Genomic DNA, 12,419 nt, shown 5'->3' with positions numbered 1-12,419 from the left:
TGGCATTCTCGACGCATACTGGACTAACCTCTTAGCTAAGGAGGCGTCATGTCGGGTAACGCGGCGGAACAATTCAATATCCACGAAGCCAAGACAAACCTGTCGCGAATCATCGAGCGGGTCGAACGCGGTGAGGAAATCGTCATCTGCCGTGCCGGTCACCCCGTTGCCAAGGTCGTGCCGCTTGTCCGCCGAGCCGAGCGCACCGGCCGCGGTTCGCTGCGCGGCCGACTAGTGCTCGCTCCGGACTGGGACTCCGAGGAGACCAATGCCGCAATCGCCGACGGCTTCGGTGTGCTGCCATGAGCTTGCTGTTGGACACCCATGTGGTGTTGTGGTGGTTGAACGACGACCCTGCGCTGTCGGATGATCTGAAGGGACGGCTCGACCATGATCTGGATGTCTATCTGAGCTCCGCGACAATATGGGAAATCGCCATCAAGCAAGCAAGTGGAAAGCTGCAGGGCCCTGCAGATCTGGCCGAACGTGTCCGAGACAGCGGATTCGTTCCGCTGCCGATCAACCACGATCACGCCATCGCGGCCGGGCGCCTCCCGTTGATCCATCGGGATCCGTTCGACCGCATGCTCGTAGCTCAAGCGAAGTGTGAAGGCCTCACGCTGGCCACAAGAAATCCCTACTGCCAGAAATACGAGGTCGCCATTCTCGCGATCTAGCGTCAGGCCCGCAGGCGTTCGCGGCGGAGTTGTTCGACCTCGGGGAGGTCGAGCGGGGCGAGCTCCGATATACCGAGGGCGCGAGCGAGCAGCAGGTCGGCGAGTTCGGGATTGCGGGCCAAGGCAGGGCCGTGCATGTAGGTGCCGAGGGTGGAGCCCTGGACCACACCCTCCAGCCCATCGCCGACCCCGTTGCCGACGCCGCGGGTGACGCGGGCGAGGCCGGTCGCGTCGGGGCCGAGTGTGGTTCCGCCGCGGTGGTTTTCGAACCCGGTCAGCGGTGCGGTCAGACCGGCGAGCATGGGCGTTGTGGTCACCTCGCCGATGGCGCGCTGCTGCTGGGGAGCGGTGGTGACATCGATGAGGCCGACACCGTCGACGCGTTCGCCCGACGAGGTCTCATACCAGTTGCCGAGCACCTGGATGGCAGCGCAGATGGCAAGCACCGGAGCGCCTTTCGCCGCGGCCTGCTGCAATCCGGGGTAGCGCTGCAGATGCCGGGTGGCCAGGCGCTGTGCCGAATCCTCTGCTCCGCCGAGGGTATAGATATCCAGCGACTCGGGAACCGGGTCGGCCAGCGTGATTTCGACAATCTCGGCGTCGTGGCCACGCATCCGCAGCCGCTGACGCAACACCAGTGCATTGCCGCCGTCGCCGTAGGTGCCCATCACATCGGGCAGCACGAGCCCGATCCGCACCGTCGATTCGGTCATGACCGCACCTCGCTGACGCTGACGCTATGCTCGCTCATGGCTTCCGCCCCTCCAAGTCGCGGTTGAGATCACGGAACGCGGTGTAGTTCGCCAGCACCTCGACCCGGCCCGCCGGGCAGGAAGCGATGGCGCGCAACGGATCCGGAACCGTGGTGTGTTCGACTCCGGCGTAGGTGAGGCGGACCGCGAGATCGGTGGCACGCTCGCCCGCGGCCACCACCTGTACGCCCTCGAAGTGTTCGAAGCGCACATCCCACAGCCAGGACAGATCCTCCCCGTCGGGCACCTGACCGTTCACCGCGATCACCAGCCCGGCCGCGGTCGGCTCGATCATCGAAAGCGCCTCTTGCCAACCCGCCGGATTCTTCGCCAGCAGCAGGCGAGCGGTGTGCTCGCCGACCTGGACGGTCCGATAGCGGCCCGCGATCTCCCGCACCGTTCCGGTCGCGGTCGCCGCGGTCGCCGGGTTCGCGCCGAGCGCGACCGCCGCGGCCACCGCCTGCGCGGCATTGCCCCGATTGGCGCGCCCCGGCAGGGCAAGCCGCAGCGGCAATCGCAATTCATCGGGGCCGCAGAGTTTTTCGCCGTCGAGCCACCAATCCGGTTCCGGGCGTTGGAAATCCGTGCCGGTACTGCGCCAGTGCGTGCCCTCCCACACGATCGGCTCGCCGCTGCGCGGACAGCTGGTCGCGTCCATCGCCCAGCCGCTGCCCGCCGCGACCCACACCACATTCGGATGGTCGTAGGCGATGGACGTCACCAGCACATCGTCGCAATTGGCGATCACCACGGCGTCGGGATGCCGCGCCAACCCGGCTCGCAGCTTGCGTTCGATCATGTTGATCTCGCCGACCCGATCCAACTGGTCGCGGCTGAGGTTCAACAGCACGACGGCGGCCGGGTTCAGCGCGTCGGTGACGTGCGGCAGGTGCAGCTCGTCCACCTCGATCGCGGCCAGCGGCGCGCCGAGGTGGGTGCTCAGCGCGGCAACGATCCCAGCGTCCATATTGGCGCCGTCGGCCTGTGTGGCGACCTCGCCGAGGCTGCCGAGCGCGGCCGTCGTCATCCGCGTGGTGGTCGATTTGCCGTTGGTGCCGGTCACCAGCACCGTGCGCTTGCCACGGCCGAGCTGATCCATGACCGTCGGATCGATCTTCAGCGCGATCAATCCGCCGATCATCGAGCCTTTGCCGCGTCCGGCCTTCTGTGAAGCCCACGACGCCGCGGCCGCCGCTCGCAGCGCGAGCCGCCCACGCACCGAAATATCTGCCACGCCGCGAGTCTATGTGGTGGGTGCGGGGCCCGTGCCGGTCAGTCGCGGTAGAGCTTCGCGTTGTAGTTCTCCGGCGAGTAGTAGCGCTCGAGTTCCTCGACCGACTCGGTGATGTCGGTGTGGACCTCTTTGACCAGGCAGGCCGGGCTCGGCAGGGTGTCGGCCGGCCACTGCTCCGGCTCCCACAGGTGGCTGCGGATGAACGCCTTGGCGCAGTGCAGAAAGATCTGCTCGATCTGGACCTCGACCGCGAGGATCGGGCGATGGCCCTTGACCACCATGTCGTCGAAGTAGGGTGCCTCGCGCACCAGGCGGGCGCGGCCGTTGATGCGCAGGGTTTCGCGGCGGCCGGGGATCAGGAACAGCAGGCCGATATGGGGGTTGGCGAGGATATTGAGGTAGCCGTCAGCGCGGCGGTTGCCGGGGCGTTCGGGAATCGCGAGGGTTCGATCGTCGAGTACCCGCACGAAACCAGCTGGATCGCCCTTGGGGGAGGCGTCACAGTTACCGTCGGTGTCGCTGGTACTCATGATCAGGAACGGCGAATTCGCAATCCATTCGCGGTCCCTCGGGTGCAGTGCGATGCGCTCCTTGTTCGCGGCGCGCGGCATGACTTCGCCGAGCAGCTGCCTGAGGTCGGTGGGGCTGGTGATCTCGTCCGTGCCGATGATCTCGCGCATACCTCGATTGAAACACCAGCAGCGTCACCCCCGCGATCGAATACTGTTCCGGCGAGGAAAGATCAATCACACCCGTTGCCACTCAGATCTGGATGTCGAACAGGTTCGGCTGCCCCGCGGCGTAGCGATCCGCGTCGATCCGGCGCAACGGCTCCAACTCGGCGGCGCGATACAGCGTGAACATGCGGCAGCGCTCGGCGTTCGAGCCCGCCACGTCGAGTAGCGCGTTCACCGCGGCGCGCGCAGATTCGTTGGCGCCCTCCATGGTCGCGAGATCGACATTGGTGCGCACGTAATCGCCTGCCAGGAACAGATTCTCGAGCGCACCGTGCGGCTGCGGTCGGTACTCCCACGACCCTGCGGTATTGATGAGCAACGGGTCGGCGTTGGCGTTGCGCCGCTGGTCTGCTTGCCAGGTGATGCCTGGATCGAGGAACCACGAATGCAGATCGGCGTCCCGCAGCACCGCACCGCGGTCGTTGAGGTGCGCGGTCATCTGCGCCCACACCTCGCGAGCGATCTCCTCGCGCGTGCACTCCTTGGCCGTCTTGCCGTACAGCACGCCCGGGGTATTCCAGTCGGAGATGTCGACCGAGAGGCAGTCCTGCACGGTGCCATCGCCGAACTCGGTGAGTTTCCTTGTCCACAGCTGATTCTGGGTGATCGAGGTGAGCGACCACGGCGCGTCGATGAAGGCGGTGTGCCCGCGCGAGATGTCCGCGGGCCTGCGCAGATAGAACTGGATGCCGTTCATCCAGTCGACGAACAGTCCGTCCATCGCGGCCAGCTCCGACCGGACGGCGAGCACGTCCGGCGACCACAGCGCGCGGGCCCGCTCGGCGGACAACGCCACCACGAAATAGTCGGCTTCGACGCTGCGCTGCGCACCGGTCTCGTCGACGACGCGGGCCCCGGCGATCCGGCGATCACGCACCTCTAGCCCGCGCACCTCGGCGCCGAGCGCGAATTGCACGCCGAGTTCGCGCAACCGCTGCACCCACGGGTCGATCCACACCGCATTGGTAGGACCGTTCAGCACCCGGTCCAGCGCACCGTCGTTGCCGATCTCGAAGGGATTGCCGAGGAACTGTTCACCCATATTGCCGATGGTGCGGACGCTGGCCACGTCTTCCTTGGCGGCGACCATAATGCTGGTCAGGGTGCGTGAGAGCAGCGCGCGGAACTCGTGGGAGCGCTCGTGCCCGCCGACGTAGTCGCGCCAGGACATGTGTTCCCACTGCCCGAACCGGCGGGCGTCGCAACTGGAGTTGAAGACCAGCAGGCGATCGGCGAAGTACATGCCTTCGACAGCGGGCATTTTCAGCGCCGTGGCGATGGCCGCGCCGACCGTCTCCCGGAACATCTCGGGAGTGAATGCCGTGCGGGCCCGCGGCCCGAGCGGTAGCCGGAAGTCGTCGCCGTCGCGCCTGGCGAACCGCGCCTCCGGCACACCGATCAGGTTGTTCCAGACGCCGTTCGGATTGCCAGGGAACGGAATCCGCCGCATCGTGTCCGGAATGTGTTGATAGAAGCCGGGAAAGAAACGGAACCCGTGCTCGCCGGGCAGGTCCGGCCGTCCCTCCGACCCGGTGCCTGGCACCGGAATACTGCGTGCTTTGCCGCCGAGCGCGCGTCGCTCATAGACGGTGACCTGGAAACCACGCTCGGCGAGTTCGTGCGCCGCGGTCAACCCCGCGACCCCACCACCGAATACCGCGACCCGCCTGCCACCCGGACTACCGGAGGCAGGCGCCGGTCTCAGCACACCTGCCGTCAAGGCCCCCGCTGCCGCTACCCCCGCCGCAACCGTTCCACGAAGCACTGTCCTTCGCGACACGGACCATCGTTGTTCTGCCATGCGCAACTCTGCTGCCCAGCCTTTTCGGGACCTGTCTAACACGCACTGCACACTGTAAAGCGGCCTATTCGGGATCCAGCTACCCCACCCCGGTTACCGCCGCCTAACCGTAAACCGCGACCTGCCAGGCCGGGTGCGAACGACTGAACCCGTGCTACGTGGGCCGATCGATTCGTGCGATATGACCCTGCTGATCGGTACAGATGGCCCCGGGTAAATAACGCTAGGCCTCCGCCAGTCGAAGCCGACCGGCGGGTGCGGGCACCGGTGTGTCTTCGGGTGGGCAAGAGTCAGTCGAAACCGGTTCCGTTGCTTTATTGTTCGCGCCAGCCCGGCCGGCGGTCGTCGCCGCGAATGCTCCTGCGATCACGATCAATCCGCCGACCAGCGACAGTGGCGAGGGGGTTTCGTCCAGGGCGGCCCACGCGGCGCCGATGCCGACCACGGGCACCAGCAGCGATAGGGGAGCGACTGTGCCTGCTGGGTAGCGGCTCATCAGGTAGGTCCACAGGCCCGAGCCCGCGGCCGTGCCGAGCACCACGATGTAGGCGAGGGCGACCAAGGACGGCCAGCCGGTCGGGGTGGCGACCTCGGTCAGAGCTTGCAGGCCGGTGGTCGGGCCCTCGGTGAGCGCGGAGAGGGCGAACAGCGGGATCGGTGGGATCACGGTCATCCACAGCGTGAGGTGCAGGGTGTTGACACCCCCACCTGCGCTGGCCTTCCTCGACCCGATATTTCCGAAGGCCCAGCCGAGCCCGCCCGCGAGCGTCAACAGCACCGGCAGCAGCGGGGCCTGCTGGGTGCGGTCGATACCGATCACCACGATGCCCGCCACTGCTACCGCGAGGCCGGCGAGCTGGACCGGCCGGAGCCGTTCGTGCAGGAACAGTGCGCCGAGGACGACCGTGAACGGTGCGGAGGACTGCAGCACCAGCGAGGCCAATCCGGTCGGCATCCCCGCACGCATCGCGGTGAACAGGAAGGCGAATTGCAGGATGCCGAACCCGATGCCGTACAGCAACAGCCAGCGCAGCGGCACATTCGGGCGGGGCACGAACAAGATCACCGGCACTGCCATGACCGCGAAGCGCAGCGCGGCGAAGAAGAAGGGTGGGAAATGGTCGAGCCCGACCCGGATGGCGATGAAGTTCAGCCCCCAGAGCAGGACGACGGTAAGGCCGAGCAGGCGGTCACGGTTGGTCACGCCTTCTATCGTGGGCAGCCAGACTCATAAGAACAATCGAATTAATATGCATTATTTATGTAGTATTCCTGAATGATTCCCCTTGGCAACGCGCCGGTCGGGCCGCCCATGACGGTCGAACGCCTGCGCGTGCTGCGTGAATTCGCCGACCGCGGCACTATCGCGGCCGTCGCGGCGGCGCTGTCGATGACCCCGTCGGCGGTGTCGCAGCAACTGAAGGTGCTCGCCAAGGAGGCTGGTGTCGCGCTATTGGAGCCCGACGGCCGCCGGGTTCGGCTCACCGACGCGGGTCATGCGCTTGTCTTGCGCGCCGACGAGGTGCTCGCGGCGATGGAACGGGCCGTCGCCGAGATGGCGCACTACCGTGGCTCGCCGCGCGGACGGGTCCGCGTCGCGTTGTTCCCGTCGGGCGCCGCGCTGCTGCTGCCGCATGTGCTGCCCGCGATGGTCGACAGCGGCGTCGAGGTCATCGCCAGTGACGTGGACCTGCCGCCGACCGAAGTACCGCGCCTGCTCGCGGACTACGACATCGTCCTCACCCATCGCGACGAGCGTGCGTCTTCGATCGCCGGTCCGCGCGTGACCACCCGGGTGCTCATGCGTGAACCCACCGATGTCGTTGTCGCCCCGACACATCCGCTCGCCGGACGCTCCGAGGTGACCCCGGCCGAGCTCGCCGACGAGACCTGGCTGAGCGTCCGTGGCGGCTTCCCCGTCGACGACGTGCTCCGCTCGATCGCGACCATGACCGGCGTCCAGCCACGTATCGCACAGCGCCTCAACGACTTCCGAGTAATCGAAACCCTCGTCGCCGCCGACTACGCGGTAGCCCTCATGCCCCGCTTCGCGGTAGCCCACCCCGAGTTGGCGGTCCTGCGCCTGTCCGGCGTTCGTGCCGCGCGACTCTACGAACTGGCCACCCGCCCGCACGCCGAGAAGCGTCCCGCCATCGCCGCTGTGCTGACTGCCTTCGAAACCGCCGCTCGGCAGGTGACTGCCGAATAGTGCCTTCGTGCACACACAACGTCCGTTGAACGAAAGCGGCCCGGCGTAATGCCGCCGGGCCGCTGGGGTTCGCGAGTTCTAGTGCCGCCCGTGCGGGCCGGGCCGGTACTGCTGTGCGCCGACGTAGCCGAAATCGTCGGCCACCATCGCGGCGAGTTCCAGCAGGGCGCGCCGGGTCGGCTTGCTCACCAATTCCAGGTCGATTTCGGCGCCCTCGGCGAGATGGTCGTCGAAGGGCACCACCTGGACCGCGCGGGTGCGGTCGAGGAACAGCTTGCGCAGCTGGTCCAGATCGACCGTGGACGCACCGCGGCGCGAGGCGTTCACCACCACGACGGTGCGCTCGACGAGTTTGCCGTATCCGTGGTGGTCGAGCCAGTCCAGCGTGGCCGACGCGCTGCGCGCGCCGTCGATGGCGGGCGAGGTCACGAGCACCAGCGAGCTGGCCATGTCCAGCACGCCTGCCATGGCCGAGTGCATCAGACCGGTGCCGCAGTCGGTGAGGATGATGTTGTAGAACGACTGCAGGATGGCGATGGCCTGGCGGTAGTCGGCCTCGCTGAAGGCCTCGGAGACCGCCGGATCCTGTTCGCTGGCAAGCACTTCCAGCCGGCTCGGCGCCTGCGAGGTGTGCGCGCGGACATCCGAGTACCTGGTGATGTGCTGGTCTTCGAGCAGGTTGCGCACGGTGGAGCGGGTCTGGCGCGGCACCCGGTGTCCGAGCGTGCCGAGGTCTGGGTTGGCATCGATCGCGATCACGCGATCACCACGCAACGTCGAGAACGTCGATCCGAGTCCGACCGTGGTCGTGGTCTTGCCGACGCCACCCTTGAGCGAGAGGATCGCGATCCGGTAGTCGCCGCGCACCGGCTGATTCACCCGGTCGACGAGGTCGCGATGGACGACATCGGCTGCGGATTCGCCGGGATTGACCATACCGCCGGTGGCCTTGTGCATGGCCCGGCGCCAGCCGCTGCGCGGAGCCTTGCGGGCGCGCTTGAGCAGGTTCAGGTCGTTGACCGAATGCCCCGGCTGGCCCGGCTGCGGCATGTGCTGCGGCTGAAAGGGTTGCTGTGGATGATGCGGGTTGTGTTCGCCTTGCCAGCCGGGCGGCGGCATCTGGCCCATGGGTCCGGCCTGCCCGAGCGGCGGTTGTCCGACGGGCGGGCCTGGCTGCTGGTACATCGGCTGTTGCTGCTGCGGCGGCGCGGGCTGATGCATCGGCGGTGGCGGCGGCGCCCAGCTGTAGATCGGCCCGCTCGGATCGGCCTGTCCCGCGGCCTGGTCCTGTGGCACCCGCCGGACCAGCCCGTCGGCGCCGATCTCCTGTCGGTACTCGCCGTAGTTGTGCTGCTCGGGATTCGGTTGCACCGGGTGGCTACCACTCTCGGTCGGACCGACCTGGGCAACGGGCTGGTAAGGACCCGGCTGGTACGGCTCCGCCGCGTACGGAACCGGCTGCGCGAACTGGCCGGTGCTGTACGGCGCGAACTGTTCCGGCGCACCGGGCGGCGCGAATCCCTCGGGCGGACCGTAGGACTGCTGCGGCGCGAACTGTTCCGGCGCACCGGGCGGCGCGAATCCTTCTGGCGGACCGTAGGACTGCTGCGGCGCGGCCTGCGCGTAGGAGGTGGTCTGGTCCATCGGTCCAGCTCCCGGCGGGAACCCGGCGAACTGCTGCTCCGGCTCCGGCTGTGGGGAAGCCTCCGGCAGCTCGGCATCGGGCTGGTCCGCCGAATCCGCGTCTGGCTCCTGTGCTTCGGCCTCGCCGGACGGCGCGGACACGGCGTCGGCGTCGGAAGATTCGCCCCCCTCGCCGGACGCTGAGTGCTGTCCGTTGGCCTCGGTGGTGACGTCGGCCGTGTCTACCGAATGACTCTGCAGCCAGGGCGGAGACGTCGGGTTGTGGTCGTTTGTTGTCACAGTTCCCCCATCTGCTCGGGAGTTCGAGCAGAGAAGCTCGGCGCTTGAGTGCAAATCAACGCTAGCACGGGGTTCGGTGCCCCGCGCCGCGGTGTGTACGGCGGACGCGCCATGCGGACACGCCGTCGATTGTGGGTCCGATTGTCGGTCTCTACCAACAAGATCGAGAGCCGGACGCCCAGGTTCGGCAACTTTTACGTTGCGCGCCAAGGCGTCCGGCTCTCACCGTACTCCGCCCACCGAGATCAGTGGGCGCGGTTCACCGCAGAGACCACCGCACGCAGTGACGCGGTGGTGATGGAGGTGGCGATGCCGACGCCCCAGACCACCGTGTCGCCGATCGCGCACTCCACATAGGCCGCGGCCTGGGCATCGTCACCCGCGGACATCGCGTGCTCGGAGTAATCCAGCACGCGCACGTCGTAGCCGATGGTCGACAGCGCGTCGACGAACGCGGCGAGCGGCCCGTTGCCGTTGCCGTTGATCTCCTGCTCGACGCCGTCGACCTTGACGATCGCGGAAATAGCGTCGACGCCGCCGTCGGTTTCGGACGCGGTCACCCGCTGCCGCATCCGCTCCAGCGGCAGGATCGGGCTCAGGTACTCGTCGGAGAAGACATCCCACATCTCCTTCGGGGTGACCTCGCCGCCCTCGCCGTCGGTGATCTTCTGCACCGCCTGGGAGAATTCGATCTGCAGCCGCCGCGGCAGCACCAGCCCGTGATCGGTCTTCATGATGTAGGCGACGCCGCCCTTGCCGGACTGCGAATTGACCCGGATGACGGCCTCGTAGGTGCGACCGACGTCCTTCGGGTCGATCGGCAGGTACGGCACCTCCCACACGATGTCGTCCACATCGGACTCGGCCGCGTCGGCCGCGGCCTTCATCGCGTCCAGGCCCTTGTTGATGGCGTCCTGGTGGCTGCCGGAGAAGGCGGTGTAGACCAGGTCGCCGCCGTAGGGGTGGCGCTCGGCAACCGGCAGCTGATTGCAGTATTCGACGGTGCGACGGATCTCGTCGATATCGGAGAAGTTGATCTGCGGGTCGACGCCGCGGGAGAACAGGTTCATCCCCAGGGTGACCAGGCAGACATTGCCGGTGCGCTCACCGTTTCCGAACAGACAGCCTTCGATGCGGTCCGCGCCCGCCTGGTAGCCCAGCTCGGCGGCGGCCACTGCGGTGCCGCGGTCGTTGTGCGGGTGCAGCGACAGCACGATCGAATCGCGGCGGGCCAGGTTGCGGCTCATCCACTCGATCGAGTCGGCGTAGACGTTCGGGGTCGCCATCTCGACGGTCGCGGGCAGGTTGATGATCATCGGCTTGGCCGGGGTCGGCGCGATGATCTCGGTGACCGCGTCGCAGACCTCCTTGGCATAGGACAGCTCGGTGCCGGTGTAGGACTCCGGGCTGTACTCGTAGCGCCAGTTGGTGTCCGGGTAACGCTTCTCGATCTCCAGGCACAGCTTCGCGGCATCGGTGGCGATCTTCTGCACCGCGGCCTGGTCCGCACGGAACACCACACGCCGCTGCAGGACCGAGGTCGAGTTGTAGAAGTGCACGATCACGTTCGCCGCACCCGCGCACGCCTCGAAGGTGCGCTCGATCAGCTCGGCCCGGCACTGGGTCAGCACCTGGATGGTGACGTCGTCGGGGATCGCGCCGTCCTCGATGATCTCGCGGACGAAGTCGAAGTCGGTCTGGCTGGCCGAAGGGAAGCCGACCTCGATCTCCTTGTAACCCATCCGCACCAGCAGGTCGAACATGCGGCGCTTGCGGGCGGGGCTCATCGGGTCGATCAGTGCCTGGTTGCCGTCGCGCAGGTCGACGGCGCACCAGCCGGGCGCGCGATCGATGATCTTGTTCGGCCAGGTGCGGTCGGGCACCGCGATCGGTTCGACCTCCTCGGCGAAGGGCCGGTACCGGAAGGTCGGCATCGAGGAGTTCTTCTGGGTGTTCCAGCCGGGCTGGTCGGCCGGGGCAGGCTTCGACGGGGGCACGATGGTGCGCGAGCCGGATACGAAGGCGTCAGCGGGGGACATGGCGGTTTCTCCGAGAGGTGTGGTGGATCCCATTCATAGGGGTCGACCGGCGCGGCGGAACCCCGCGACGGGAGGCCGGTCCGATCAGACCCCGTCGCGGCGGCTGAGAAGGAGTGCCCGCTGCATGATGCCTGGCAGTTTACCGTGTCGCGTCGCGGGCCCGAAAGCCCGGTCCTGTCGTCCGGTCATCCGACGTTGCCGATAGCGTTCCGACCGGGCATACAAGCGCTTGTACGGACTCGGTCCGACGGGACGTCGAAGGAACTGTTCATATGACTTGGCTGGAACAACTGGCCGTTTTCGGCGCGGGCATCGCGGCGGGCGGCATCAACACCATTGTGGGATCGGGCACCCTGATCACCTTCCCGGTGCTGCTCGCATTCGGACTGCCGCCGGTGACGGCGAACGTGTCGAACACGATCGGCCTGGTCCCGGGCGGGATAAGCGGTGCGATCGGGTATCGGCGTGAGCTCGAAGGTCAGCGGGCCAGGCTGATCCGGCTCGGCACCGCGTCGCTGCTCGGCGGAACCACCGGCGCGGTGCTGTTGCTGACGCTACCGGCGTCGGCCTTCAAGGCGATCGTGCCGGTGCTGATCATCGCCGCGCTGGTTCTTGTGGTGGTTCAGCCGAGGCTGGCACGGTGGGTGAAGCAGCGCAGGGAGACCGACACCGGCCCGGAACCCGAGCACGGTGGACTGATCTTGTTCGTCGCGGTCTTCGCGGCGGGCATCTACGGCGGCTACTTCGGCGCCGCCCAGGGTGTGCTGTTGATCGGGCTGCTCGGGGTATTCGTGCACGAGGACATCCAGCGCCTGAACGGGGTCAAGAATGTGCTCGGCCTGCTGGTGAACGCCGTGTCCGCGGTCGTCTTCACGGCGGTTGCCGACGTGGACTGGCGGGTGGTCGCGCTCATTGCGGTCGGCTCGGTCATCGGCGGACAGCTCGGGGCCAAGATGGGCAGGCGGTTGCCGCCCAACGTGCTGCGCGGGGTGATCGTCGTTGTCGGGAGCATCGCTGTCGTCCGACTGCTGATGACGTAATCCGGCG

The 12,419-nt window shown here is 67.3% G+C and carries 11 protein-coding genes; 4 read left to right on the top strand and 7 right to left on the bottom strand.

The genetic code is table 11. From position 1 onward, the window contains the following. Positions 1-48 precede the first annotated feature (48 nt). Together ACFQZZ_RS10855 and ACFQZZ_RS10850 are read left to right on the top strand one after the other, a co-directional pair. Positions 49-306 carry a type II toxin-antitoxin system Phd/YefM family antitoxin gene (locus ACFQZZ_RS10855; RefSeq protein WP_378677597.1) on the top strand — a complete coding sequence of 86 codons (258 nt, stop codon included), beginning with the start codon at positions 49-51 and terminating at the stop codon, positions 304-306. Continuing rightward, a complete protein-coding gene (locus ACFQZZ_RS10850) occupies positions 303-677 on the top strand; it encodes a type II toxin-antitoxin system VapC family toxin (RefSeq protein ID WP_378677594.1) in 375 nt (124 codons plus the stop codon). Before ACFQZZ_RS10855 ends, ACFQZZ_RS10850 begins: the two co-directional genes overlap by 4 nt. A gap of 2 nt (positions 678-679) precedes the next feature. Here the strand turns inward: ACFQZZ_RS10850 and ACFQZZ_RS10845 are convergent, their stop codons facing one another. From ACFQZZ_RS10845 to ACFQZZ_RS10825, 5 genes are all read right to left on the bottom strand, one after another. Continuing rightward, entirely contained in the window at positions 680-1,390 is a 711-nt protein-coding gene (locus ACFQZZ_RS10845) for a type 1 glutamine amidotransferase (protein ID WP_378677592.1), read from the bottom strand. A 34-nt stretch (positions 1,391-1,424) separates the two neighbouring features. After that, positions 1,425-2,663 (bottom strand): MurT ligase domain-containing protein, encoded by a 1,239-nt coding sequence (locus ACFQZZ_RS10840; protein WP_378677589.1) that lies wholly within the window; start codon positions 2,661-2,663, stop codon positions 1,425-1,427. 38 nt (positions 2,664-2,701) lie between these two features. Further along, complete coding sequence (locus ACFQZZ_RS10835) at positions 2,702-3,343, bottom strand: pyridoxamine 5'-phosphate oxidase family protein (protein ID WP_378677586.1); 642 nt, start codon at positions 3,341-3,343, stop codon at positions 2,702-2,704. An 82-nt stretch (positions 3,344-3,425) separates the two neighbouring features. Then, the gene (locus ACFQZZ_RS10830) at positions 3,426-5,201 is read right to left on the bottom strand and encodes an FAD-dependent oxidoreductase (RefSeq protein WP_378677584.1); all 1,776 of its coding nucleotides are present in this window, start codon (positions 5,199-5,201) and stop codon (positions 3,426-3,428) included. A 223-nt stretch (positions 5,202-5,424) separates the two neighbouring features. Continuing rightward, entirely contained in the window at positions 5,425-6,405 is a 981-nt protein-coding gene (locus tag ACFQZZ_RS10825; protein WP_378677581.1) for an EamA family transporter, read from the bottom strand. Positions 6,406-6,513: 108 nt separating this feature from the next. Between ACFQZZ_RS10825 and ACFQZZ_RS10820 the strand changes: the two genes are divergently transcribed. After that, the gene (locus ACFQZZ_RS10820) at positions 6,514-7,410 is read left to right on the top strand and encodes a LysR family transcriptional regulator (protein ID WP_378678389.1); all 897 of its coding nucleotides are present in this window, start codon (positions 6,514-6,516) and stop codon (positions 7,408-7,410) included. A 78-nt stretch (positions 7,411-7,488) separates the two neighbouring features. Here the strand turns inward: ACFQZZ_RS10820 and ACFQZZ_RS10815 are convergent, their stop codons facing one another. After that, the gene (locus ACFQZZ_RS10815; RefSeq protein ID WP_378678387.1) at positions 7,489-9,054 is read right to left on the bottom strand and encodes an AAA family ATPase; all 1,566 of its coding nucleotides are present in this window, start codon (positions 9,052-9,054) and stop codon (positions 7,489-7,491) included. Between the two features lie 524 nt (positions 9,055-9,578). Next, the gene (gene leuA / locus ACFQZZ_RS10810) at positions 9,579-11,372 is read right to left on the bottom strand and encodes a 2-isopropylmalate synthase (protein WP_378677579.1); all 1,794 of its coding nucleotides are present in this window, start codon (positions 11,370-11,372) and stop codon (positions 9,579-9,581) included. A 272-nt stretch (positions 11,373-11,644) separates the two neighbouring features. Here leuA and ACFQZZ_RS10805 point away from each other — a divergent pair, with 272 nt between their 5' ends. Next, the gene (locus ACFQZZ_RS10805; protein ID WP_378677577.1) at positions 11,645-12,412 is read left to right on the top strand and encodes a sulfite exporter TauE/SafE family protein; all 768 of its coding nucleotides are present in this window, start codon (positions 11,645-11,647) and stop codon (positions 12,410-12,412) included. The last annotated feature ends 7 nt before the right edge of the window (positions 12,413-12,419 follow it).

Origin of the sequence: Nocardia sp. GCM10030253, assembly GCF_042675075.1 — a bacterium.
Taxonomy (GTDB): domain Bacteria; phylum Actinomycetota; class Actinomycetes; order Mycobacteriales; family Mycobacteriaceae; genus Nocardia.
The sequence above is the reverse complement of the archived record's forward strand: the minus strand, read 5'-3'. Positions and strand labels throughout refer to the sequence as shown.

Excerpts from the sequence above, each read along its gene's own strand:
- ACFQZZ_RS10835 (WP_378677586.1), bottom strand. The coding sequence starts at position 3,343 with ATGCGCGAGATCATCGGCACGGACGAGATCACCAGCCCCACCGACCTC.
- ACFQZZ_RS10815 (WP_378678387.1), bottom strand. The coding sequence starts at position 9,054 with ATGGACCAGACCACCTCCTACGCGCAGGCCGCGCCGCAGCAGTCCTAC.
- ACFQZZ_RS10845 (WP_378677592.1), bottom strand. The coding sequence starts at position 1,390 with ATGACCGAATCGACGGTGCGGATCGGGCTCGTGCTGCCCGATGTGATG.
- leuA (WP_378677579.1), bottom strand. The coding sequence starts at position 11,372 with ATGTCCCCCGCTGACGCCTTCGTATCCGGCTCGCGCACCATCGTGCCC.
- ACFQZZ_RS10820 (WP_378678389.1), top strand. The coding sequence starts at position 6,514 with ATGACGGTCGAACGCCTGCGCGTGCTGCGTGAATTCGCCGACCGCGGC.
- ACFQZZ_RS10855 (WP_378677597.1), top strand. The coding sequence starts at position 49 with ATGTCGGGTAACGCGGCGGAACAATTCAATATCCACGAAGCCAAGACA.
- ACFQZZ_RS10805 (WP_378677577.1), top strand. The coding sequence starts at position 11,645 with ATGACTTGGCTGGAACAACTGGCCGTTTTCGGCGCGGGCATCGCGGCG.
- ACFQZZ_RS10850 (WP_378677594.1), top strand. The coding sequence starts at position 303 with ATGAGCTTGCTGTTGGACACCCATGTGGTGTTGTGGTGGTTGAACGAC.
- ACFQZZ_RS10830 (WP_378677584.1), bottom strand. The coding sequence starts at position 5,201 with ATGGCAGAACAACGATGGTCCGTGTCGCGAAGGACAGTGCTTCGTGGA.